General features: G+C 69.7%; 18 protein-coding genes. 7 read left to right on the top strand and 11 right to left on the bottom strand.

Annotation, left to right across the window (positions count from 1 at the left end; all coding sequences use genetic code 11):
- Positions 1-223 precede the first annotated feature (223 nt).
- The gene (locus AC07PR_RS23430; RefSeq protein ID WP_495136739.1) at positions 224-1651 is read left to right on the top strand and encodes a cytochrome P450; all 1428 of its coding nucleotides are present in this window, start codon (positions 224-226) and stop codon (positions 1649-1651) included.
- Positions 1652-1656: 5 nt separating this feature from the next.
- Here the strand turns inward: AC07PR_RS23430 and AC07PR_RS23425 are convergent, their stop codons facing one another.
- Positions 1657-2274, bottom strand: coding sequence for a helix-turn-helix domain-containing protein (locus AC07PR_RS23425; protein WP_377158356.1), 618 nt, complete (start codon positions 2272-2274; stop codon positions 1657-1659).
- Between the two features lie 128 nt (positions 2275-2402).
- Here AC07PR_RS23425 and AC07PR_RS23420 point away from each other — a divergent pair, with 128 nt between their 5' ends.
- Entirely contained in the window at positions 2403-3623 is a 1221-nt protein-coding gene (locus AC07PR_RS23420) for an MFS transporter (RefSeq protein WP_495136738.1), read from the top strand.
- Here AC07PR_RS23420 and AC07PR_RS23415 read toward each other — a convergent pair.
- Complete coding sequence (locus tag AC07PR_RS23415; protein WP_483108540.1) at positions 3545-4540, bottom strand: Bug family tripartite tricarboxylate transporter substrate binding protein; 996 nt, start codon at positions 4538-4540, stop codon at positions 3545-3547. The genes AC07PR_RS23420 and AC07PR_RS23415 overlap by 79 nt on opposite strands.
- A 96-nt stretch (positions 4541-4636) precedes the next feature.
- On the bottom strand, positions 4637-5149 hold the full coding sequence (locus AC07PR_RS23410; protein WP_495136737.1) for a MarR family winged helix-turn-helix transcriptional regulator: 513 nt from the start codon (positions 5147-5149) through the stop codon (positions 4637-4639).
- Positions 5150-5221: 72 nt separating this feature from the next.
- Between AC07PR_RS23410 and AC07PR_RS23405 the strand changes: the two genes are divergently transcribed.
- Together AC07PR_RS23405 and AC07PR_RS23400 are read left to right on the top strand one after the other, a co-directional pair.
- Positions 5222-6508 carry a flavin-dependent oxidoreductase gene (locus AC07PR_RS23405; protein ID WP_495136736.1) on the top strand — a complete coding sequence of 429 codons (1287 nt, stop codon included), beginning with the start codon at positions 5222-5224 and terminating at the stop codon, positions 6506-6508.
- Between the two features lie 147 nt (positions 6509-6655).
- The gene (locus AC07PR_RS23400; protein ID WP_495136735.1) at positions 6656-7741 is read left to right on the top strand and encodes a Uma2 family endonuclease; all 1086 of its coding nucleotides are present in this window, start codon (positions 6656-6658) and stop codon (positions 7739-7741) included.
- An 18-nt stretch (positions 7742-7759) separates the two neighbouring features.
- On the opposite strand, the gene AC07PR_RS23395 is transcribed toward AC07PR_RS23400, so the two are convergent.
- From AC07PR_RS23395 to AC07PR_RS23370, 6 genes are all read right to left on the bottom strand, one after another.
- Positions 7760-8497: a metallophosphoesterase family protein gene (locus AC07PR_RS23395; RefSeq protein ID WP_495136734.1), complete on the bottom strand. Its 738-nt coding sequence runs from the start codon at positions 8495-8497 to the stop codon at positions 7760-7762.
- Positions 8498-8540: 43 nt separating this feature from the next.
- Positions 8541-9401, bottom strand: a complete 861-nt coding sequence (gene fghA / locus AC07PR_RS23390) for an S-formylglutathione hydrolase (RefSeq protein ID WP_495136733.1) — start codon at positions 9399-9401, stop codon at positions 8541-8543.
- Positions 9402-9462: 61 nt separating this feature from the next.
- Positions 9463-10446: a glutathione synthase gene (gene gshB / locus AC07PR_RS23385; RefSeq protein ID WP_377158368.1), complete on the bottom strand. Its 984-nt coding sequence runs from the start codon at positions 10444-10446 to the stop codon at positions 9463-9465.
- A 23-nt stretch (positions 10447-10469) separates the two neighbouring features.
- Positions 10470-11636 (bottom strand): benzoate/H(+) symporter BenE family transporter, encoded by a 1167-nt coding sequence (locus AC07PR_RS23380; RefSeq protein WP_495136732.1) that lies wholly within the window; start codon positions 11634-11636, stop codon positions 10470-10472.
- A gap of 10 nt (positions 11637-11646) precedes the next feature.
- On the bottom strand, positions 11647-13530 hold the full coding sequence (locus tag AC07PR_RS23375; RefSeq protein WP_483108533.1) for a potassium transporter Kup: 1884 nt from the start codon (positions 13528-13530) through the stop codon (positions 11647-11649).
- Between the two features lie 116 nt (positions 13531-13646).
- On the bottom strand, positions 13647-16658 hold the full coding sequence (locus AC07PR_RS23370; protein WP_495136731.1) for a TonB-dependent receptor domain-containing protein: 3012 nt from the start codon (positions 16656-16658) through the stop codon (positions 13647-13649).
- Between the two features lie 103 nt (positions 16659-16761).
- Here AC07PR_RS23370 and AC07PR_RS23365 point away from each other — a divergent pair, with 103 nt between their 5' ends.
- Together AC07PR_RS23365 and AC07PR_RS23360 are read left to right on the top strand one after the other, a co-directional pair.
- Entirely contained in the window at positions 16762-17724 is a 963-nt protein-coding gene (locus tag AC07PR_RS23365) for a LysR family transcriptional regulator (RefSeq protein ID WP_431101268.1), read from the top strand.
- A gap of 436 nt (positions 17725-18160) precedes the next feature.
- Positions 18161-18418, top strand: coding sequence for a hypothetical protein (locus tag AC07PR_RS23360; protein WP_377158374.1), 258 nt, complete (start codon positions 18161-18163; stop codon positions 18416-18418).
- On the opposite strand, the gene gshA is transcribed toward AC07PR_RS23360, so the two are convergent.
- On the bottom strand, positions 18409-19704 hold the full coding sequence (gene gshA / locus AC07PR_RS23355) for a glutamate--cysteine ligase (RefSeq protein WP_377158375.1): 1296 nt from the start codon (positions 19702-19704) through the stop codon (positions 18409-18411). The two genes, AC07PR_RS23360 and gshA, sit on opposite strands and share 10 nt — an antisense overlap.
- Before the next feature lie 161 nt (positions 19705-19865).
- Here gshA and AC07PR_RS23350 point away from each other — a divergent pair, with 161 nt between their 5' ends.
- Positions 19866-20825, top strand: a complete 960-nt coding sequence (locus AC07PR_RS23350) for a hypothetical protein (protein WP_495136730.1) — start codon at positions 19866-19868, stop codon at positions 20823-20825.
- On the opposite strand, the gene AC07PR_RS23345 is transcribed toward AC07PR_RS23350, so the two are convergent.
- A complete protein-coding gene (locus AC07PR_RS23345; protein ID WP_495136729.1) occupies positions 20804-24457 on the bottom strand; it encodes a hydantoinase B/oxoprolinase family protein in 3654 nt (1217 codons plus the stop codon). The genes AC07PR_RS23350 and AC07PR_RS23345 overlap by 22 nt on opposite strands.
- Between the last annotated feature and the right edge of the window lie 21 nt (positions 24458-24478).

Below are 24478 nucleotides of genomic sequence, written 5' to 3'. Positions count from 1 at the left end.
TCGGCGAGCTGGTGCCCGCGGCTTCCGTACTTCCACGGCCGCTGGCCCTCACCCCTGCCCTCTCCCGCAAGCGGGAGAGGGGGTAAGAAGGGCGCCGGTCGGACTCCCTCTCCCGCTTGCGGGAGAGGGTGGGGGTGAGGGCCAGCGGCGGGGGAAGTACGAGCCCGGACGATGTCGCTTCGATTCAAGACGCCCACGAGCGGCGCACGAATCATGCGACCTCATGAGCCACGTCCTTGCGATCCCCGACACCGTGCCAGGTCCGCGTCCGCGCTGGGCCGGTCTGCCCGAAGTCCTGTCCATGCGCCGCGACTACCTGGGCCACATGCGGCGGCTGCACGAGCGCTACGGCGACGTCGTCCACCAGCGGCTGCTCGGCCTGGACGACTTCAACTTCTTCCATCCCGACCAGGTCCGCGAACTGCTGATCGCCGGCCACGACGGGATGATCCGCTGGGAACGCGCGACGCAGGTCTTCGCCGACGCGCACGGCCAGAGCGTGCTCGTCGCCGAAGGACCGGCCTGGCAGCGGCAGCGCAAGCTGCTGCAGCCGGGCTTTGCGCCGCAGCGTGTGCAGGGCTTTCTGCCCTTGATGGTGGACGCCGCCCATCGCGCGCTGGACCGCCTTCCCGGCAAGGCGGCGAGCGGCTCGGGAACGGCGCGCCGCATCGGTGGCGTCGATCGCGCCGGTGTCGTCGACATCGACTTCGAGCAGCTCATGACACTGCTGACGATGGACGTGATCCTGCGCACGCTGTTCTCGACCGGCGACGGCGAAGCGGTCGTCGCCGAGGCGTCCTGGGCGGTGCACGAGCTCGGCAAGGTCGCGATGGGCGAGATGTACGTGCCGGCCAGCGCGCCGCTGTGGGCGCCGTGGAAGCGCGGCAAGCGCCGCGCGTTGCGCGCGCTGGACACGCTGATCGGCGGCCATCTCGCCGCACGCCGCGATTGCGCCTCACGCGGCGAGCCGTCGCCCGACGACCTGCTCGCGATGCTGATGTCGCTGCGCGACGCCGATGGCGCGGCGCTGGACGACACGGCGCTGCGCGACGAATGCATGACGACCTTCCTGGCCGGCCACGAGACCAGCGCGGCCGCACTCACCTGGTGGGGCTGGTGCATGGCCGCGCATCCGGCGGCACAGCAGCGTGCGGCCGACGAGGTCGACGCCGTGCTCGACGGCCGGCCGCCGACGGCGGCGGACCTGACGCGGCTGCCATGGCTGAGCCTGTGCATCAAGGAGACGCTGCGCCTCTACCCGCCGGCGCCGGCGCTGTTCACGCGCCAGCTGACCGGCGAGCTGGAGATCGCCGGCCTACGGCTCCCGCGCGGCGCGATGCTGCGGCTGACGCCGGGCGTGATCCAGCGCGATGCCCGCTGGTTCGACGAACCGGATGCCTTCCGCCCGGAGCGCTTCGATCCCGCGTCCGGGCATCGCGAGATCCCGCGCGGCGCCTGGATGCCGTTCGGCGCGGGACCGCGGGTGTGCCTCGGCAGTCACTTCGCGCTGATGGAGATCACGCTGATCGCGGCGATGGTGCTGCAACGGCACCGGCTCGCGCCGGTGCCCGATGGACCGCCGCCTTCGCCGGTGCTCAACATCACGCTGCGTCCGGCGACGTCATTGCGGCTGCGGCTGCGGCCGCGCTGAATCTTTTATTCGTGGACGGCGGGCGAGGCGGTCCGTAGCCTCGCGGCATGACCGCCTTCCGAGATCGTCTCGGTCAGCCGCACGAAGCTCCCGTCCGACAGCTGGAAGCGCACCCAGCGCATCCGGCTCGGGACGATCGGCATGTCCTGCTCCACCGAGGCGCCGGTGTCGAACTCGACCGCGCCGGGCGCCGGCTCGTACCAGCCGAGCGCGTCGAGCCGCGCTTCCTGCGCGACGATCTCCGGCGTCGCGTAGCACCACAGCGCGCGTCCGATCAATTCGGAGCGTGGCAGACGGCAATGGCGCTCGCGTCCGCGCGACATCGCCAGCAGACGATGGCTGAGATCGCAGATCAGGTGCACCGCGCCGGGTGCGCGCTCGACCAGGCGACCCAGCTCGAAGTCGGCGGCGCTGTCCAGTCGCGCGGCCATCAGCCGGCGCAGGGTCTGCTGCTCGTCGAGCGAGGGCGCGGCCAGTCCCGATTCCCAACGCGACACCGTCGTCTGCGACACGCCCAGTTCGGCCGCCACGCTCCCCTGCTTCAGACGGCGCAACGTGCGCCACAGGCGCAGGCTGCGGCCGAGCTGGCGGGCATCGCAGGAGAGCAGCGGCGAGTCGTTCATGGAGCGGCGGCGGGCAGGAGTCAGGACGAGGGATCGAAGTCGAAGTCGAAGTCGAAGTCGAAGTCGAAGTCGAAGTCGAAGTCGAAGTCGAAGTCGAAGTTCAGGATGAACGGAAACGAGGGATCGAAGTGAGGATTCTGCTGTACTACCTCTGCGGCGTGTTCGCCGCGGCGCAATTGGGCAAGCTGGCGGCCCTGTCGCCGCCGATCGCCCGCGAGCTCCAGCTCGGGCTGGCGGCGATGGCCGCGTTGACCTCGCTGCTGGAGGTCTGCGGCGCCACGCTCGGCGGCGTCGCGGGCCGTTGGCTCCCGCGCATCGGGCTGAAGCGCGCGTTGGCTGCGGCGGTACTGGCGCTCGCGGTCGGCGCGACCGCGGCGGGATTTGCCCAGGGCGTGGCCCTGCTCGCGCTGGCGCGGCTGGTCGAAAGCCTGGGCTACCTCGCGATCGTCGTCGCCGCGCCCGTGCTGATCGCCCGCGCGGCGGAGGGTCGGCGCCAGGCCGCCGCGATGGCACTGTGGAGCACCTTCCTCCCGGTGGGCATGGCGATCGGCGCGTGGGCGTATGCGCACGCGGCGGGCTGGGCCGGCTGGCGGCCCGCGCAGGCGCTCAGCGTCGCGGGCGGCGTGCTGCTGTGGCTCGGGCTGCGATCGATCCGCGTGGACGACGACCCGCACGCCATCGAATCGCGGCATCCGCCGGGGCCGACCGGCGCGCTGCTCTGGGCGCTGGTCGCCGCCTTCGGCGCATACGCGATCGCGGAGGTGGGCCTGCTCGCGCTGCTGCCCAGCCTGCTCACGCAAGGCGGCATGCCCTTGAGCGCGGCCGGCACCTGGACCGCCGCGGCCGCGCTGGCCAATGTGCCCGCCAGCGCCCTCGGCGCGTGGCTGCTGCGGCGACACGGCGCGCTGTCGCGCGCGATCGCCGTCGGCATGGCGGTGTCGCTGGGCGCGTCAGGGCTGCTCTATCTCGGCGTGATGCGGAACGGGGGCGATGCCTCGTGGCAAGCGATGCTCGCCATCGGCATCAACGCGGCCTCGGGCGTGTTCCCGAGCCTGGTCTTCGCGCTGCTGCCGCTGGCCGCGCGCACGCCGGAGCGCCTGTCGCTCGCCAGCGGTCGCCTCACGCAGTTCGGCGCTTCGGGCGCGCTGCTCGGGCCGCCGCTGATGGGCACGGTCGTCGAACGCTGGGGCTGGAGCGCGGCGGGCGGCCTGTCGCTCGCGCTGTCCCTGCTGGCGATCCCGCTGGCGCTCTTCGCGTGGCGGCGGCTCGCTCAATCGTCCGACGAGAACCCCGACGCCGCCACGATCGGTCCCCACTGCGTGCGTTCGGCCGCGAGCCGGCGCGCGTAGTCCGCCGGCTGCATCGCCAGCGGTTCGCAGCCGAGCTTGGCCAGGCCCTCGACGACCTGCTTCTCGCGCAGCGCGACGCGGACCAGGTCGAAGACCTTGTCGACGATCGCGGCCGGCGTCTTCGGCGGCAGGAAGAGGCCGTAGGTCTCCACGCCGATGATGCCCTTGAAGCCCTGCTCGCCGAAGGTGGGCACCTCCGGCGCGAAGCGCGAGCGCTCATGATCGGTGACCCCGAGGATGCGCACCCGCCCGCCCGCGACGTAGGGCAGCAGGTCGCCCAGGAGGAAGCAGCCCGACGCGATCTGCCCGCCCATCAGGTCCTGCAGGCCGGGCGCGGCGCCGCGGTACGGCACGTGCGTCAGCGTGATGCCGGCGGCGCGCTTGAACTGGTCGCCCAGGAAGTGCGGCATCGCGCCGGCCGCGGGCGAGGCGTAGGACGACTGCTCCGGATGCGCCTTGGCCCAGGCGGCGAAATCGCCCATCGTCTTCACCGTCGCCGGGACCATCGGCCCGACGCCGAAGCCGCAGGTCGCGTTGGCCATCGGGGAGACCGCGATCGCGTCGGTCTCCGGCTTGTAGGCCAGCTTGCGGTAGACGTGCGGATAGATCGTGAACATCGACGACGGGCTGACCAGCATCGTGCCCCCGTCGGGCGGCGCGTCGCGCAGCGCGGTCACCGCGAGCCGGCCGCCGGCGCCGACGCGCTGCTCGACCAGGACGTTCTCCGCGAGGCGTCCGCGCCACGCTTCGGCGAGGCGCCGCGCACTGACGTCCACCGAGCCGCCGGCGGGGAAGCCGACGAGGATGCGCGGCATCGCCGCGGTCTGCGCGCGCAGCGGTCCGGCGAGTCCGGCCATCGCAGCGCCGAGCAGCAGGCCGGCGTCACGCCGGGTGAGCTTCCGATCGAGGTCGTTCATCGCTTGTCTCCGTCGTTGTTGTCTGTCGTCGTTCTCTGTCTTCGGCATCCGTCGCGGCCATCTGTCCCCGCCATCTGTCGTCGTCGGCCGTCGACGCTATCGGTCGTTGTCGTCCGTCGTGGCGATCTCCGCCAGGCGCTCCAGGTCCGCCTTCAGGCGCGCGGCGCGGTCGCCGAGCCGGCTCATCAGGCGCTCGTCGTGCGCGCGGACGCGGCGCTCCAGCACCGTGAGCTGCCGCTTGCCGGCGGGCGTCAGGAACAGGCCCCAGCGACGCGCGTCCTCGGCGTCGTCACGCCGCTCCACCCAGCCGCGGCCGGTGAGCCAATCCGTCAGACGCAGCGCGCCGCTGCGGTGCAGGCCCATCGCCTGCGCGAGCAGTCCCTGCCGCATGCCGGGATTGCGTCCGACGAGGACCAGGGCGGCGAAACGCTGCGGGCTGACGTCGAGCTCCGCGGTCGCCCGGTAGAAGTCCAGGTAGAGCGCATTCTGGGCGCGCCGCAGCGCGTAGCCGAGCAGGTCGTCGAGGACGCCGTAGTCCAGGCCGGGAACGGGCAGCAGCGGCGCCTCGGGCGGCTCTGGGACGGCGTTGGGCAGCTTCGATCGGCTCATCCGGATCAGCTTAGATACTGTTGCATAGCGCAACTATCTCGCTTACCCTGATCTGATCGATTGGAGATCCCCATGGCCCTCGACATCCTGATCGCCGGCGGCGGCATCGGCGGACTGACCGCGGCACTGGCGCTGCAACGCGACGGCCACCGCGTGACCGTCTGCGAGGCCACGGCGGAACTCAAGCCGCTGGGCGTGGGCATCAACCTGCTGCCGCACGCGGTGGCGGTCCTCGACGGGCTGGGGCTGATGCCGACGCTGCAGGCGATGGCGGTGCCGACATCGGCGCTGATCTTCGCCAACCGGCATGGCCAGACGATCTACGAGGACCGCCGCGGACTCGCCGGCGGCTACAGCCATCCGCAATTCAGCGTGCATCGCGGCGAGCTGCAGTTGATGCTGTGGCGCGAGGCGGTGGCGCGGCTCGGCGCGGAACGCGTCGTCAGTGGCTGGCGCACGACCGGCGCGCGCAACGACGGGGACGCGGTCATCGTGCTGGGCACGGACGCGAGCGGTGCACCCGTGCAACGTCGTGCGGACCTGCTGATCGCGGCGGACGGCATCCATTCCGCGATCCGTCGCCAGTTCCATCCCGACGAAGGCGCACCGCGCTGGAACGGGATGATGATGTGGCGCGGCACCTCGCTGGCGAAGCCCTTCCTCGATGGGCGGACGATGGTGCAGGCGGGACACCGGCGCGCGAAGTTCGTCGTTTATCCGATCGCACCGCCGCGGCCGGACGGGCTGCAGCTGATCAACTGGATCTGCGACCGGCGCCTGCGCGAGGACGGCCTCGGCGGCGGCCTGACCGCACCGGGTCGCGAGGACTGGAACAAGCCCGGCTCCATCGACGATCTGCTGCCGACCTTCGGCGGCTGGCGCTTTCCATGGCTCGACGTGCCAGGCGTGATCGGCAGCGCGACGCAGCTGCTGGAATGGCCGATGGTCGACCGCGATCCGTTGCCGAGCTGGCGGCACGGCCGCATCACGCTGCTCGGCGACGCGGCGCATCCGATGTACCCGATCGGCTCAAACGGCGCGACGCAGGCGATCCTCGACGCCGAAGCGATCGCGCTGGCATTGCGCGAGGAACCACGCGTGGAGACGGCGCTCGATCACTACGAGGCCGAGCGCCGGCCCATGTGCGCGCGCATCGTCGAGCTGAACCGGCAGGAGGGGCTGGACTACATCCTCGACATGGTCGAGGAACGCGCGCCGGACGGTTTCGACCGCCTGGAGGATGTGATCGATCCGGCGGAGGTGGATACGTTCGTCAAGCGCTACAAGACGGCGGCGGGACATCGCCAGACGGCGATGGCGGACGAGCCGCCAGAGGCCTCTCCGGCGCCCGCGCCGTAGCATCCGGAACCGCCCTGCTCATCTCGGTCACCCAGTCTCCTTGGATCGGGGACTGCGCCTGGATTTCATGCCGATTGAGGTGAGAGACGTCAGGCGACAGGCTTCGAAGAATCACCACCTTCCCTCACGAAGTTGCAGGAGTGGTGAATGTCCTCCTTATTCAAAGAGCTGCTGATGACCGCCGACCACTTCTTGCAGTGGCAGACCGATCAAGAGGACCTCCACGAGCTCGCTGGCAAGAAGTTTCCGCTGCCACCCCGCGATCCGGCCTTCTTCCGGGTGCTGGTGAACATCACGACGGCGGTGAAGCGTCATCTCGACGACGGGGACCTCGCGTCGTTCATTCGAGGGCAGGCGGTTGTGGTCGACGACTACACCGTCATCCATCCAGATGCGATGGTCGCAGCGCGCTTCGCGGCCCGGCCCGCTCCAGTGCTCGTGTTCGAGTTGGTGGGTGGCGAGCCGCGCGCCGCGGACATCGTGCGCCGCTCGATCGCCGCCAGGCGATTGCCGACGGTACGGGAGCTTGTCAGTGTCGACATGGCGGCGCGTTCCATCGAGGTCCGTCGTCGGGACAGCGACGGTCACTGGAAGACGCAGACCTTGCGCGAAGGCGAGACGGCCGAACTGGTGTCGATCGATCTTCGGCTCGACGTAGCGTCGGCATTCAAGGGACTGGACGCACCGGACCCCAGGCTGTCCGCGCAGGAATTCCTCGACTGGGACACGGACGAAGACTGCAAGCACGAGTTCATCGACGGCCGGATCGTGACGATGACGGGCGCCACGTTCGGCCACGTGACGACCTGCATCAATCTCTCCACCGCGTTGAATCTCCACCTGCTCAATACGCCATGCCGTGTGGTGATGGCCGACTTTCGTTTGCAAGGTGCCGGGCAGAACTACTACTTCCCCGATGTATCCGTCACTTGCGAACCCTTGACGGCGGACCACGTGGCGATGCGGTCGCCGCTCTTGCTCATCGAGGTGCTCTCCAAGTCGACCCGAGCCAAGGATCGCGGCGTGAAGCGTCAGGAGTACCTCAGGATTCCATCATTGCGAGAGTATGTGCTGGTGGACTGCCTGAAGCGCCGCATCGACATTCATCGCCGTGGGCCGGATGGCGCGTGGAGCCTGCATCAGTTCATCGCCGATGCGCCGCTGCGCCTGGAGTCCATTGATCTGGTGATCCCTGCAGCGTTCGTGTTTGCAAACGTTCCAATGGCAGCGTGAAGCGCGGTGCTTGGCGAATCAGGCCCACCCCGTCCTCAACCACCTCGCCCAATCCTCCCGCCCATTCCTGGAAGCGATGCTCGCCATCGCTTCATGGTCGTACGGCACGCTGATGGACTCGGTCATCCAGCCCTGCGCAGTCCGCGCCACGATCGCGTAGCGCGCATCGGGCGAACCGTTCTCCGCGACATAGCGGATCGGATGGTCGTCGTCCCACGCTTGCAGTCCGACGCTGCCGGGATTCACCAGCCACTGCCCGCGCGCGCTGCGCAGCACGCGCGGGACGTGCGTGTGGCCGCAGCAGACCAACATGGATGCCTGCTCGCCGAGCCGATCGGCGATCTCCGACGCGGTCGCCATCCGCAAGCGCGGACCATCCTGCGTGTCGAGGAAATACTCGATGTCGCTGCGCGGCGTGCCGTGGCAGAGGAACACCTCATCGGTCAGCTGCATCGTCTTCGGCAACTGGCGGAGCCACGCCAGCTCCGGCGCGCCCAGACGCTCACGCGCGAAGCGGTCGGACGCCCCGCCCGGCTTCTCCGCCGTGATCGCGAGCAACTGCCGCTCGTGGTTGCCGGCGATCGTCGGCCAGTCTTGCGCCATCAGGTACTGCGCCGTCTCCAACGGCTGCAGCGGCCCGGACAGGATGTCGCCCAGGTTCACGATCTGATCGACGCCCCGTCGCCGCGCATCGGCCACGACGGCCTCCAGCGCGAGAAGGTTTCCGTGGATGTCGGACAGCAAGGCGATGCGCATGGCGGCCTCGTGAGTAGCAGCGCAGCGGCGCCTGATCGAGCGTTCAGCCCGCCAGCTGCCGCGCGTGATGCGCCAGGTGATCGTCGATCACCGTCGCGATGAAGTAGTAGCCGTGGTCGTAGCCGTCATGGCGGCGCAGCGTCAACGGCTGGCCGATCGACGCGCACGCCGACTCCAGCGCTTCCGGATACAGCTGCTCGACGAGGAACTTGTCCGCCAGGCCCTGGTCGACCAGGATGCCGTGCGGATAAGGCGCGCGCTCCTGTGCCTGGAACAGCGCGCTCGCGTCATGCGCGGGCCAGGCGTCGCGGTCCTCGCCCAGGTAGCCGGTGAACGCCTTCACGCCCCACGGGCAGCGGCTCGGCGCCGCGATCGGCGCGATCGCCGACACGGACGCGAACGCGCCCGGATGCCGCAGCGCCAGCGTCAGCGCGCCGTGGCCGCCCATCGAGTGCCCCGCGATGCCCGTCTTCGTCGCGTCCAGTCCCAGCGCCGCCTGCACTTGCGGGATCAGCTCCCGCATCAGGTAGCTCTCCATCCGCCAGTGCGTCGCCCACGGCGCCTGCGTCGCATCGAGGTAGAACCCCGCCGCGACGCCGAAGTCCCACGACGCCGTCGCGCCCGGCACCGCGCTCACCGCCTCGCCGCGCGGACTCGTGTCCGGCATCAGCAGCGCGAGTCCCAGCTCCGCCGCCTTGCGCTGCGCGCCGGCCTTCATCGTGAAGGTCTCTTCGCTGCAGGTCAGCCCCGCCAGGAACACCAGCAGCCCCTTCACCGCCCGCGCGCCACCCGGCGGCAGGAACAGCGCGAAGCGCATCGGCAGGCCGATCTCGGCCGAGTCATGGCGATGGAAACGCTGCACGCCGCCGAAGCTGGCGTGCTCGCTGATCAATTCGAAAGTCATGTCGATGTCCCGGTGCGGCTCACGCTCACGTCGGTGACCGGAGCGGAGATCCTCGTTGCGATCAGCGCGCTGCGGCGACCGCCGCTTCCAGCGCGTCGATGAACACGGCGCCGACGTCGAAGCCCGTCTGCTCCATGATTTCCTGGAAGCAGGTCGGGCTGGTGACGTTGAGCTCGGTCATCCTGTCGCCGATCACGTCCAGCCCCACCAGCAGCAGCCCGCGCGCCGCCAGCACCGGCGCCAGCGCCTCGGCGATGCGGCGGTCGTCGTCGGTCAGCGGCTGCGCGACGCCCTTGCCGCCCGCGGCCAGGTTGCCGCGCACCTCGGTCCCCTGCGGGATCCGCGCCAGCGAGTACGGCACCGGCTTGCCGCCGATCAGCAGGATGCGCTTGTCGCCCTTGACGATCTCCGGCACGAAACGCTGCACCATCACCGACTGCGCGCCGTTCTTGTTCAGCGTCTCGATGATGCTGCCAAGGTTCAGCGCATCCGCCTTGACGCGGAAGATGCCCATGCCGCCCATGCCGTCCAGCGGCTTCAGGATGATGTCCTGGTGCTCCGCATGGAACGCCCGGATCGCCGCCGCCGAGCGCGTCACCAGCGTCGGCGCGATGAACTGCGGGAACTCCAGGATCGCGAGCTTCTCCGGATGGTCGCGCAGCGAGGCCGCCTTGTTGAAGACCTTCGCGCCTTCGCGCTCGGCCTGCTCCAGCAGGTGCGTGGCGTAGAAGAACTCCGAATCGAACGGCGGATCCTTGCGCATCAGCACCGCGTCGACGTCGGCCAGGGCCAGGTCTTGCGTCGCGGTGACCGCGTGCCACACGGCGAGCTTCGTGCCGGCCTGGCTGGCGACGGCCTCCGGCGTCAGCGTCAGCCGCTGTGCCGCATGCGCGGTCACGCGCCCGCCGCTGACCCACAGCAGGTCCGGCACCTCGCAGACCCAGAGCTCATGGCCGCGACGGGCGGCTTCGCGCATCATCGCGAAGGTGGAGTCCTTGTAGGTGTTGAAGGTCGACAGCGGATCGGCGACGAACAGCAGTTTCATGGGCAAGGCTTTCAGCAAGGAACTCAACGAGCCTTGAAGTGTTGCACCAAAAGAGAAACCGCACCGGCGACCACGCCCCAGAACGCCGACCCGATGCCCAGCAGGCTCAGTCCCGACAGCGTCACCAGGAAGGTCAGGATGGCGGCGTCGCGGTGGTGCTCGTCCTTCAGCGCGGCGGACAGTCCGCCGGCGATCGTGCCCAGCAGCGCCAGGCCGGCCACGGCGGCGATCAGCTCCCGCGGGAAGGCGGTCAGCAGGCCCACGACCGCGCCGCCCGCCAGGCCGATCGCGAGGTAGAACACCCCCGCCATCGCCGAGGCCATGTAGCGCCGGGCGGGATCCTCGTGCGCTTCGCGCCCCATGCAGATCGCCGCGGTGATCGCCGCCAGGTTGAACGCATAGCCGCCGAAGGGCGCGAAGACGATGGACGCGAAGCCGGTCGCCGCGATGCTCGCCGACACCGGCGTCTGGTAGCCCGAGGCCCGCTGCGCCGCGACGCCGGGCAGGTTCTGCGAGGCCATCGTCACCAGGAACAGCGGCAGCGCCACGCCGACCAGCGCGGTCACGGAAAACGACGGCGTGACCCACACCGGCATCGCCCAGCTCCAGTCGACGGCCTCGAGATGCAGCCGCCCCTGCGAGGCCGCGACAGCCACGCCCGCCAGCAGCACCAGCGGCGTCGCATAGCGGGGAAGGAAACGCCGCGCCAGCACATAGGTGAGCGCCATCGTCAGGACCATCGCCGGCGCGGTCTTCGTGGCCAGCACGGCGTCCAGGCCGAAGCGCGCCAGCACGCCGGCCAGCAGCGCGGAGGCGATGGCGATCGGGATGCGGTCCATGATCCGTTCGAACCAGCGCGTCGCGCCGGCGATCAGGATCAGCACGCCGCAGACGATGAAGGCGCCGACGGCCTCGGACATCGAGATGCCGGAGACACCCGCGATCAGTGCCGCGCCCGGCGTGGACCACGCGGTCAGCACCGGCTGGCGGGTCCACAGCGACAGGCCGAGGCTGGTCAGTCCCATGCCCAGCCCGAGCGCCCAGATCCAGGAGCTGGTCTGCGCGGACGTTGCGCCGAGCGCCTGCGCGGCGTGGAACACGATGGCCACCGAGCTGGTGAAGCCCACCAGCACGGCGACGAAGCCCGCGACCACGGCGGACAGGGACAGGTCTTTCAGCCAGCGATTCATGGCGCGGGGGTCAGATCTCGACCTTCGACCCCAGCTCCACGATCCGGTTGGCCGGCAGGTGGAGGAAGTCCGCCGCCGCCGCCGCGTTGCGGTGCATGCTCGCGAAGAGCTTCTCCCGCCACAACGCCATGCCCGAGCCGATCGTCGGGATCACGATGTCCCGCGACAGGAAGTAGCTGGTCTCCATCTCGTCCAGATGCACGCCGCGCTGCTCCAGGAGCTTGAGCGCGTCCGGCACGTCGGGCTCGTTCTTGAAGCCGAAGTGCAGCGTCACCTGCCAGCAGTCGTTGTCCAGGCTCTCGACCTCGACCCGCTTCTCGAAGCCGATCCACGGCACCTCGTGATGCTTGACGCTGACGAACAGGTTCTGCTCGTGCAGCACCTTGTTGTGCTTGAGGTTGTGCAGCAGCGCGTTGGGCGTCGTGCCCTGCTCCGCCGACAGGAACACCGCGGTGCCCTGCACCCGCGTCGGCGGGTTGATGAACACCGCCTCGAGGAAGCTCTTCAGGTCGATCGCGTCCTCGCGCAGCTTGTCCGACAGCAGCCGGCGGCCCTGCTTCCAGGTCAGCATCAGCGTGAACATGCCGAAGCCGATCAGCAGCGGGAACCAGCCGCCGTGCAGCACCTTCAGCAGGTTGGACGCCAGGAAGGTGGCGTCGATGACGAAGAATGCGCCCGTCGCCAGCACGCACAGCCACAGCGGGTACTTCCAGCCGAAGCGGATCACGAAGAAGGTCATGACCGTGGTGATGGTCATGTCGATGGTCACCGCCACGCCGTAGGCGCCGGCCAGCTTGCTCGACGACTCGAAGAACGCCACCGCCACGACGACGAAGGCGAACAGCCCCCAGTTGACGAACGGGACGTAGATCTGGCCGATGTCGCGCACCGACGTGTGCACGATGCGCATGCGCGGCAGCAGCCCCAGCTGCACCGCCTGCTTGGTCACCGAGAACGCCGCCGTGATCAGCGCCTGCGACGCCACGATCGCCGCCAGCGTCGCCAGCACGAACAGCGGGATCTCCGCCCAGCTCGGCGCGAGCAGGAAGAACGGGTTCTTGATCGCCTCCGGCCGGTCCAGCAGCAGCGCGCCCTGGCCGAAGTAGTTCAGCGTCAGCGCCGGCATCACGAAGCTGTACCAGGCGATGCGGATCGGCTGCTTGCCGAAGTGGCCCAGGTCGGCGTAGAGCGCCTCGCCGCCGGTCACCACCAGCACCACCGCGCCCAGCGCGACGAAGGCGATCCAGCCGTAGTGCGTGCAGAAGTCGATCGCCCACATCGGGTTGATGGCCTGCAGCACATGCGGATTGCCGATGATCTTGGGCACGCCCAGCAGCGCCAGCGACGTGAACCACACCAGCATCACCGGCCCGAAGGCCTTGCCCACCCCGCCGGTGCCGAAACGCTGGACCGCGAACAGCCCCGCCAGCACCACCAGCGAGATCGGCACCACCGCGTCGTGGTACTGCGGCGCGTAGACCTCGATGCCCTCGACGGCCGAGAGCACCGTCATCGCCGGCGTGATCACCGCGTCGCCGAAGAAGATCGCCGTGCCGAACAGCCCCACCAGCATCAGCCCGCGCCGCAGCGTGGGCTTCTCGCGCACGGCCGTCGTGGCCAGCGCGAGCATGGCGATCAGGCCGCCCTCGCCGTTGTTGTCGGCGCGCAGGATCAGCAGCACGTACTTGAACGAGACCACGATGGTCATCGTCCAGAACAGCAGCGACAGCACCCCGAGGATGTTGTCGTGCGTCATGGGGACATGCGCGCCGTGGAAGACTTCCTTGAGCGCGTAGAGGGGACTGGTGCCGATGTCGCCGTAGACGACACCGAGGGCGCCGATGGTCAGGCCGGCCAGGGCGGCCGGCGAACGGGGCGCGTGATGTGAACTCACAAGGATCGCGGCGGCCGCCCGGGCCGCCGGAAGTCGAAAACGCGTATTGTCTGCCTTCCGTTGTGCGGTGCGTCAATGGCCCCCGCCACCGTCACGGGGGCGGGGGTTGACGGCGATCACTGGAACACGTAGCTCGCCCCGACGTTGAAGCGCCGGCCCAGCACGTTGGACGCGCCGCTGTCGTAGTAGCTGAACACGGTCGGGATGCCGTTGGCGCGGTCGTAGTCGTTGGTGACGTTGATGACGCTGGCCGACAGCGTCAGGCCCTTGATGCCGCTGTACGAGGCGCCCAGGTCGATCGTGCGGTCGCGGCCCACGCGGCAGCGGTTGAGGTTGCTCAGGAAGGCCCGCTGCGCCGCGGTCAGCGACGAGCACACCGTGCTCGACAGCGGATCCGCGTGGTTGAAGCGGATCCAGCCCCGCGCCCGGTCGGTGTCCCACTTGAACGTCGCGCTGGCGCGGGTCTTGGAGATGTCCGACGTCGTGGTGCCGACCTGGTGCTGCACCTCGCCGCCCTTGAGGATCAGCTGGTCGTAGCGCGCCGTGTAGGTGCCGTTGACGTTCATGCTGAACTTGCCCCACGCCATCGCCGGCAGGCGGATGTTGAGGTCGTAGTCGATGCCCGAGGTCTTGGTCCACTCGTTGTTGCCGTACTGGCGCACCAGCATGATGATCGGGCCGCTGTTGGCCACGCCCGGCAGCCAGGTCTCGGGATTGGGATCACGCACGACCTGCACGTTCCCCGAGTTCGGGTTGGCGTTGTAGTCGTCCATGATGTCCACGCCGCGCTGCGAGCGGATCTCGTTCTTGCGGTGGAAGTACCAGCCGTCGATCGCCAGGTCCGCGTACTTGCTCGGCGTGAAGATCATGCCGGCGGTGAACGAATTGGACTTCTCCGGCTCCAGGTTCGGATTGGCGCTGATCACCGTCGGGATGCTGCCCGGGTTGGTCGTGCCCGACGGCACCGCGCTGAAGCCCAGCACGTTGCAGTCGCGGTTCACCGACACCGGCGCCTTGCTGACCGGGGCGTTGGGGTTGCTGGTGTCGCAGCGCAGGCTGTCGAAGACTCGGCGCTCCTGGAAGCTGTGGAAGGACAGCGCGAACGAGTTGCCGATCTGCGAGATCGCCGGCGCGCGGAAGCCCGTCGCCGCCGTGCCGCGGAACACCATCAGCGACGGCAGCGCCGTCCACTTGAAGCCGGCCTTGCCGGTGGTGCTGTTGCCGAAGTCGTCGTAGTGCTCGTAGCGCGCCGCGGCCTGCAGCTCCAGCTGCTTCACGACGGGCAGGCTCAGCTCGGTGAAGGCGGCATACGACTTGCGGCTGCCCGAGGCGCCGTTGGCCACCAGGCCGATGTAGTCGCCGGTGCCGTAGACGTCGTCGGGGATGGCGTCGAGCTTCTCCTTGCGCAGCTCGGTACCGACGGCGATCGCGGCCGGGCCGCCCGGCAGCTGGAACAGCTCGCGGCTGCCGCGCAGGTCCCACGACACCAGCTGCGACTTGCCCTCGTTGTAGGCCGTCGACGACACGCTGTTGATCGCCTCCTGCGAATTGGTCTTGCCGAAGCGGTAGGTGCCGTTGGCGATCGCCGCGTTCAGCAGCGAGCTGCGCACGCGGCCTTCCTGGAAGCGCTCGTTGTTGTTCTGGCTGACCAGGATCGCGGTGTCGAAGTCCCAGCCGAAGGCGGTGCCTTCGAGGCCCGCCGTCAGGCGCGTGGAGCGCAGGATGTTGATGTCGCCCCGGGGCAGGTCCTCGAAGCGGTAGATCAGCTGCACCTGCTGCTGGTTCGCCGTGCCGTTGGTCGGGTTGTCCGGGTGGCCGACGGGCAGGATGATCGCGTTCTGACGCAGGAAGCTGCCGTCCAGCTTGGGCCAGGTCGTCGCCACCGGGTTGCCCGAGGTCACCAGCGACGTCGTCATCGCGTACGGCACGCGCTGCTCGGTCGTCTTGGTCTTCGAGTACATCAGGTCGGCATACGCGGTCAGGTCGTTGTTGATCGCGAAGGTGCCGCGCACCATGCCACTCTGGCGGTCCTGCTTGGCGACGATCTCGTCCGCGTCGTCGAGGCTGAAGCGGCACAGTCCCGTCGGCAGCGAGCCGGTCGTGGGCAGGAAGCCCGCGGGCCGGTTAGGCACGCCCTGGCCGACGGTCCGGTCCGCCGGGCAGCCCGACAGGGTGCCCAGGTAGTTGGCGCCCGACAGGCTGTTGTTGGCGACGCTGATGCCGCCGATCGTGGTGGAGCCCGTCAGGCTGGTCGGCACGCGGTAGTAGTTGCCGTAGAACGATGCCGACGAGTCCGGCGTGAAACGCGCCAGCGAGCCGTTGGACGTCAGGTACTGGTTCTGCAGCGCGAGGTTGCCGCGGTCCTTCAGCTCGTTGGCCATGACGCTGTCGCGCTTGGAGACCTCCAGGCCGCCGAAGACGTTGAAGCGCTGCGTGGCCAGGTTGCCGAAGCCGAAGGTGATCGCGCCGTTCTTCGTCGCGCCGACGCCCTGGTCGTTGGCGCCGTAGGAGGCGCTGCCCTCGATGCCCTGGTAGTCCTTGCGCAGGATGTAGTTGATGACGCCGGCCATCGCGTCCGAGCCGTACATCGCCGAGGCGCCGTCCTTCAGGATGTCGATGCGTTCGATCGCCTCCTTGGGGATGGTGTTGACGTTGATCATCGTGCCGCGGCCGAAGTTCACGTCCACCGCCGCGACCGGCGCGGTGCGGCGGCCGTTGATCAGGATCAGCGTGCCTTGCGAGCCGAAGCCGCGCAGCGAGATCGTCGACAGGCCGCCGACGAAGCCCGACGCGGCGCCGTCGCCGATCGAGCCCAGGTCGACGGCGGAGTTCGCACGCAGCAGCTCCTCGACGTTGGCATATCCGGAGTTGCGGATGTCTTCGCGCGTGATACTTTGGACGACCGACGGCGTCTCCTTGTCGGTGCGCTTGATCAGCGTGCCGGTGATCTCGACGCGCTCCAGCTTCTTCGAGTCATCCGCCGAAGGGGACGTGGCCGCGGCCGATGCGGCGGCGGCGGGGGCCTGCTGGGCGTGGGCCTGGCTGACGAGCGCGAGGGCGATGGCAGCCGCAAGCTGCAAGGGCTGCACCGGAAGCAGGCGCTGCGGACGGGAAATTCGACGGACCATGAAAGAACACTCCTGTGACGGGACTCGGGGGAGACGGGGTCACGGTAAGGAGGGGCGTCTTTCGGGCCATGATGCTTTGTGATGGACTTGTGAAACTTTGGTTATGAATGCGTCATCGACGTCGCCCGAGGCCGCCGAACACTTCGTCATCCGACGCATGTCGCTGCGCCACGCACGGGTGCTGCTGGCCCTCAACGACACCGGCAGCATCAGCGCTGCCGCCGATCAGCTGCATGTGACGCAGCCCGCGGTGAGCAAGACGCTGGCGGAGCTGGAGCAAGGGCTGGGACAAACCCTGTTCCTGCGGCGCGGACGCAACATGCAGCCCACGCCGCTGGGGCGTCGTCTGCTGACGCTGGCGCGCAAGCTCGATGCCGACCTGCAACGCGCCGCGGGCGACGTCGCCACGATGGTGCGCGGCGCGTCCGGCGAGGTGCGCATCGGGGCGACCAACGCATCGCTCGCACGCCTGCTGCCGGTGGCCATCACGGCGATGAAGCGCGAGAACCCCGGCGTCACGCTGAGCGTGCGCACGCATGCGTTGCGCTCGCTGTTCGCGGAACTGCAGGCGGGGACGCTGGACCTGGTCGTCGCCCGCGCGATGCCGCAGGACGAGCCGCTCGGACTGGCGCGCGTGTCGCTGCTGCCGCAACCCGAGGTGCTGACGATGAGCGCGCAGCATCCGCTGGCGCGCACGCCCAAGCTGAGCTGGGAAGTGCTGAGCCACCAGCGCTGGATCTGGCAGCTGCCGGGCACGCGCACGCGGATGCTGATGGACCGGCTCTGGCAGGAGATGGGCCTCGCGCCGCCCGCCGACCTGATCGAGAGCGGCGACGCGATGCTCGCCTTGAGCCTGATGCGCGAGATGCCGCTGGTCGCCGTCATGCCGCACGACATGGCCATGACCGCTGCGAAGCAGGAGGTGGTCGTGATCCTGCCGCATGCAGTCGATCTGGGGCTCGGCCCGATGAGCGTCTGGCACCTGCCCGAAACGCAGGTCGAGGCGGTGGAGCGCTTCAGGCAGCTGCTGGTGGAGACGGCGGGTGCCGAGAGCGGCAAGCACTGACCCGCCTGCCAGGCCCGTGGAGACGCCGGACGAAAATCGGGCGACCGGTGGAACCAGGGATGCCCGCTGACAACTGAGCCTGGCAACCATGAGGTGGTCTCATGGATCGAAGGTCTCCATGTTCACCCCCACTCCCCTCCCGCGCTACCACCGCAACGTATCGGGTGCTTCGTACGCAGGGCGTCCCGACAACGCCCGACCGCTGGATCCGACCCAGACCCGATTCACCGAGCGCCTGTTGAATCTTCCGACCGCCCGCACCGCCCACGGGCTGTCCCCGGCCCCGGGCCAGCGGAGCAACAAGGGCCCGGCCCCTCAGCCGCCGCGATGGCAACAGCCATGGACGCCCCCCGCGGTACTGCGCCTGGAATCCGTGAACGCATCAGTGGACGCATCCGTGAACAAAGCGCGGCCCCAGTCAAGCGGTTGGGAGGAAGTGAGCGAGGGAGAGGCCCGCTCGCTGCTGCGTCCCGGCCAGGCGCCGAAGAGCCCCTCGGCCCGCGCACCGCACCCTCTCGGGGGCGCGCTGCCATTGCACCTGGCGGACCCGCCGCCCACGCGGTACCAGCGCGTCAAGCAGCGCCTGGCGAATGCCGTGCCGCTGCCGCTGCGTCGGGCTTGGCGCGCTGTCGACGCCGCCGTGCATCGGCTGATCGACCGCCTGCGTCCGCAGGCGGCCTCGGCTCAGGCGTAGTCCTCGGCGTCCGGATCGGTCGTCTCCAGCTCGTAGCTCGCCGCGAGCATGGCGAGGCGCCCGATCACGCCGTACATGTAGAAGCGGTTGGGCGCGCTGGCGCCGGGCTTCTCGCCCGGGGCGGGCAGGTGCGACGAGTGCGCGAAGGCCAGCGGCACATAGCTCGATCCCGGCGCGTTGAGGTTCTCGTCCTCGGCGCGGTCGGCATGCACGCGGTAGAAGCCGCCGACGACGTAGCGGTCCATCATGTACACGACCGGCTCGGCGACCGCCTCATGCATGCGCTCATGCGTGACGACGCCTTCCTGCACCAGCACCTGCGACAGCGCGGGCACGCCCTCGAGTCTGGCCAGCTTGTCGCGCGCCTTGATCGCCAGCACGTCCAGGTCCTTCGCGTCGCGGATCGTCATCACGCCCAGGCCGTGCGTGCCGGCGTCCGGCTTGACGACGACGAAGGGCTTCTCCTGGATGCCGTATTCCTTGTACTTGCGGCGCGTGCGCGTCAGCGTCGCGTCGACCTGCGCCTGCAGCGCGTCCAGGCCGGCACCGGTCGCGAAGTCCAGCCCGTCCACCGCCACCGAGTGCGGATAGATCAGCCACGGGTCCATGCCCAGCAGCTTGGCGAACTTCTTCGAGACTTCCTCGTACGCGCGGAAGTGCTGGCTCTTGCGGCGCTGCGCCCAGCCGGCATGCAGCGGCGGCAGCAGGTACTGCTCGTGCAGGTGCTTCAGCACGTCCGGGGTGCCGGCCGACAGGTCGTCGTTCAGCAGGATGGTGCAGGGATCGAAGTCCTTGAGCATCAGCCGCGAGCGCTGGCGGACCAGCGGCTCCAGCGTCAGCGAATTGCCGTCCGGCAGCGCGACCGTGGTCGGCTCCTTGACCGACTCGTCCAGCGAGCCCAGCCGCACGTTCAGCCCCGCCATCGAGAAGATGCGGACCAGCGTCGCCAGGTTCGACAGGTAGAAGCTGCCGCGGTTCTTCGCTTCCGGGACCAGCAGCAGGTTCTTGGCCTCGGGGCAGATCTTCTCGATCGCCGCCATGGCCGCCTGCACGGCCAGCGGCAGCATCTCCGGCGTCAGGTTGTTGAAGCCGCCGGGGAACAGGTTGGTGTCCACCGGCGCCAGCTTGAAGCCGGCATTGCGCAGGTCCACCGAGCTGTAGAAGGGGGGCGTGTGCTCCATCCACTCGAGCCGGAACCAGCGTTCGATCGCCGGCATCGACTCGAGCACGCGCTGCTCCAGTTCATTGATGGGCCCGGTCAGGGCGGTGATGAGGTGAGGGACCATGATGGGCAGCGGCCGCCGGGAGGCGGACCTGAGGGGAGTAAGCCGATTCTAGGCATGCGCAACTGGGGGCGACATGCCGCAAGTCAAGAGGCGGCGTTCCTTCCCTCGAACTCAAGAGGTCCGGCGACAACTCATCAGACGACACCACTTCGCAAATCCCCATGCTGAACTACCTGCTGCCGAGCTTCTTCACCGCTCGATCGGAGCCCACACTGCCGGCCGAGATCCCGTCGGCGGATGACACGGTCGTCGTCTACGCCAATCCCCAGCGTGGTCGTCGCCTGTACCAGGAACTGGAGCGCCGGACCGGCTTCTCCGGGCCGCCAGGTGGCACTGGCGACGTCGGCCGCCTGCCCGGCAATGCGGCGTTGTCCCTGCATACCCCTCGACAAGGCGGGAACGATGCGCCGCTGCGCGGCCATCTCGTCGATAGCCACACGCTGGTGCTGCGGGCGCCTGATGTCGATGACGCCAGCCGGGCCCGCCTGATCGGCGCGCTGATGCATCACAACGTCGGCCTCATCGTCGACCTGAGCACCGGGGAGTCCTGCCGCACGGGCCTCCACGGCCTGTCCTCCACCTGGGACGGCGAGTTGCCCACCGGCGAACGGGCGGACATCTGTCGGGTCGACACGCCGCCGACGCAGGGCCTGCCCGAGCGCGCAACGACCGTTCAGCTCGATCTGATGCTGGCTCCGCCGGCACGCCATGGCAAGGCGGCGGCGCGGACGCAGAAATGCAGCATCGATCTGGTGGAACTCGGTCGGACGGACCCAAGCGACGCCCTGACGGTGGCAGAGGCGCTCGCCCTCGTCCGCCATTGCCAACGCCACCGCCAGGACTGCCCTGACGAGCGGATCGCCTTCCTGTCCGTCGACGGACGCGGGCCTGCCGCCGCGCTGGCCGGCATGGAACGCATCTTCACGGACTGGACCGGGCACCGGCTGCGCCCTGCCGAAGTCGACGCCGTCACGCTGCGTCACGCCCGTGATCTGACAGCGCTATGCGGCGCCTTCTCCCTGATGGAGAAGGATCTGACGACGATGGCCGACTTCACCGAATACCTCGCCGCAAATCCCCTGAGCGGCGCTCCGGACGATCAGCGCCGGTCCGCGCCGTAACCCCCGCCGCCGGGCGTGCGGATGACGAAGACATCCCCGGGCGCCATCTCCACCTGGCCGATGTGGCCCAGCGGCTCGATCCGGCCGTCGGCGCGCTCGACGAGGTTCTCGCCGACCGCCCCCGGCTGGCCGCCGGCCATGCCGAAGGCGCCCGACGTCCGCCCGTTGCTCAGGATCGAGGCCGTCATCGGCGTCAGGAAACGGATGCGGCGTTCCCCGCCCTCCCCGCCGGACCAGCGGCCCGCGCCGGCCGATCCCTGCCGGATGGCATAGCTGTCCAGCCGCACCGGGAAGCGGAACTCCAGCACCTCGGGATCGGTGAGCCGCGAGTTCGTCATGTGCGTCTGCACGACCGAGGTGCCCGCGAAGCCCGGCCCGGCGCCGGAGCCGCCCGAGATCGTCTCGTAGTACTGGTGCGTCGCGTCGCCGAAGGTGAAGTTGTTCATCGTGCACTGGCCGGCCGCCATCACGCCGAGCGCACCGTACAGCGCGTTGGTCACGCACTGCGAGGTCTCCACGTTGCCCGCCACCACCGCCGCCGGATAACGCGGATTGAGCATGCAGCCCTCGGGCACGATCACGTCGATCGGCTTCAGGCAGCCGGCGTTCAGGGGGATCGCGTCATCGACCAGCGTGCGGAACACGTAGAGCACCGCCGCCATCGTGATCGACCTGGGCGCGTTGAAGTTGTTGGGCTGCTGCGCGCTGGTACCGGTGAAGTCGACGGTCGCGCGGCGCGCCGCCGTGTCCACGGTCACCGCCACCTGGATGCGGGCGCCGTTGTCCAGCGGCAGCGTGAACGCGCCGTCCTTCAGCACCGAGATCACGCGCCGCACCGAGGCCTCGGCGTTGTCCTGCACGTGCTGCATGTAGGCCTCGACGGTGGCGCGGCCGAACTGGGCCACCATCGCCTGCAGCTCCTGCACGCCCTTCTCGTTGGCGGCCACCTGGGCGCGCAGGTCGGCCAGGTTCTGCGCCGGATTGCGGCTGGGGTGCGGCCCCGAACGCAGCAGGGCCTGCAGCTCGGCCTCCCGCAGCCGGCCCTGCTCGACCAGCTGGAAGTTGTCGATCAGCACGCCCTCCTCGGTGATGTCCCGCGAGAACGGCGGCATCGAGCCCGGCGTGATGCCGCCGATGTCGGCGTGGTGGCCGCGGCTGGCGACGAAGAAGCCGGGACTGGCGTCGTCCTCGTCCAGGAACACCGGCGTCACGACGGTGATGTCGGGCAGGTGCGTGCCGCCGTGGTACGGGTCGTTGAGGACGTAGACATCGCCGCGCTGCATCGACGGGTTGCGCTCGATCACCGAGCGGATCGATTCGCTCATCGAGCCCAGGTGCACCGGCATGTGCGGCGCGTTGGCGATCAGCTGGCCCTGCGCGTCGAACAGCGCGCAGCTGAAGTCCAGCCGTTCCTTGATGTTGACCGAATGGGCCGTGTTCTGAAGCCGCAGGCCCATCTGCTCGGCGATGTTCATGAAGAGGTTGTTGAAGACCTCCAGCACCACCGGGTCGGCCTCGGTGCCGAGCGCCCGCGTGCGGGTGCGTTCGCGGACGCGGGTCAGCAGCAGGTCGCCCGAGGACTGCAGCTCGGCGCGCCAGCCGGCGTCGACGACCGTGGTCGCGTTGCGCTCCGCGACGATGGCCGGACCGTCGATGCGCGCGCCCGGGCGCAGCGACTCGCGGTGGTGGAGTTCGGCCTCGCGCCAGCCGGCGGGCGACTCGTCGGCCAGGCAGTACATGCGCACGCGCTCCAGCGGCTCGGGGCGGTGCGCGCTCGCGATGGCGGCCTCGACGGGCGCCTCCAGCGACGCGCCGGCGGCCAGCGCCTCGACCGAGACCGCCTCGATCACCAGCGCGCGGTCCGGCATCAGGAAGGCGAAGCGCCGCCGGTAGGCCGATTCGAAGGCTTCGCGGATGGCGGCGATCGCGGCCGGCGCCGACCCGTCGAGCGGCAGCGGACAGGTGAGCGCCGTGTCGGTGCCCTGGTAGCGGACCTGCGCCCGCGCGATGGTGCGCAACGCGCCGGCGGAAACGCCCTGCGACGCCAGCTCGCCGCCGGCCTGCGCGGCCAGCGACGCCGCCGTCTCGCGCGCGGCGGACAGGCCGTCGGCATCGAGCGCACGCTCGATCGAAGCCTCGCGCATGGCGGTCTGGTCGGCCAGGCCCATGCCGTAGGCGCTGAGCACGCCGGCGAACGGATGCGCCAGGATGCGCGTCATGCCGAGCGCGTCCGCGACCAGGCAGGCGGCCTGGCCGCCCGCGCCGCCGAAGCATTGCAACGTGTAGCCGGTGACGTCGTAGCCGCGCGCGACCGAGATCCGCTTGATCGCGTTCGCCATCGCGCCGACGGCGATCTGCAACGCGCCGGCGGCGGCGTCCTCCGCCGTCATCGGCTTGCCCGCGGCGGACATCTGCGCGGCCAGCTCGGCGAAGCGCGTCTTCACGACCTCGCCGTCGAGCGGCTCGTCCGCGCCCGGCCCGAAGACCTTGGGGAAATGCGCCGGCTGGATGCGGCCCAGCATCACGTTGGCGTCCGTCGTCGCGAGCGGGCCGCCGCGGCGGTAGCTCGCGGGACCGGGGTTCGCGCCGGCCGAGGCCGGCCCGACGCGCAGACGCGCCCCGTCGAAGGCGATCACCGAGCCCCCGCCCGCCGCCACCGTGTGGATGCTCATCATCGGCGCACGCATGCGCACGCCGGCGACCTCGGTGTCGAAGGCGCGCTCGAACTCGCCGGCGAAGTGGCTGACGTCGGTCGACGTGCCGCCCATGTCGAAGCCGATGACCCGGTCGTGGCCGGCTGCCTCGGCCGTGCGCACCATGCCGACGATGCCGCCGGCCGGGCCGCTGAGGATCGCGTCCTTGCCCTGGAAACGACGCGCCTCGGTCAGGCCGCCGGAGCTCTGCATGAAGAACAGCCGGACGCCGGGCATCTCGGCCGCCACCTGGTCGACGTAGCGCCGCAGGATCGGACTCAGGTAGGCGTCGACGACGGTCGTGTCGCCGCGCGGGATCAGCTTCATCAGCGGACTCACCTCGTGCGAGACCGAGATCTGCGTGAAGCCGATGTCCTGCGCGAGGCGCTTGGCCGCGAGCTCATGCGCCGGCGCGCGCCAGCCGTGCAGGAACACGATCGCGCAGGCGCGCAGGCCGGCGTCGAACGCCGATTGCAGCTCCACGCGCAGCGCGGCGTCGTCCAGCGGCGCGATCTCGCAGCCCTGCGCGTCGACACGCTCGTCGGCCTCGACGACGCGCTCGTACAGCAGCTCGGGCAGCTGGATGTGGCGCTCGAAGAGACGGGGCCGCGCCTGCGTCGCGATGCGCAGCGCGTCGCGGAAGCCGCGCGTCGTCACCAGCAGCGTGCGGTCGCCGCGGCGCTCCAGCAGCGCGTTGGTCGCCACTGTCGTGCCCATCTTGACGCAGTCGACCTGCTCCGCCGTGATGGGCTCGCCGGCCTTCAGGCCGAGCAGACGGCGGATGCCCTCGACCGCCGCGTCGCGGTAGTGCTCGGGGTTCTCCGACAGCAGCTTGAGCGTGTGCAGCGTGCCATCGGGCGCGCGTCCGACCAGATCGGTGAAGGTGCCGCCGCGGTCGATCCAGAACTGCCAGCGATCGGGGGAAGGGGTGGCTTGCATCGTGAGGTCCAGAAGTCGGAG

Source organism: Roseateles sp. GW821-FHT09H11, assembly GCF_059415845.1.
This window is presented reverse-complemented; position numbering and strand designations above follow the sequence as displayed.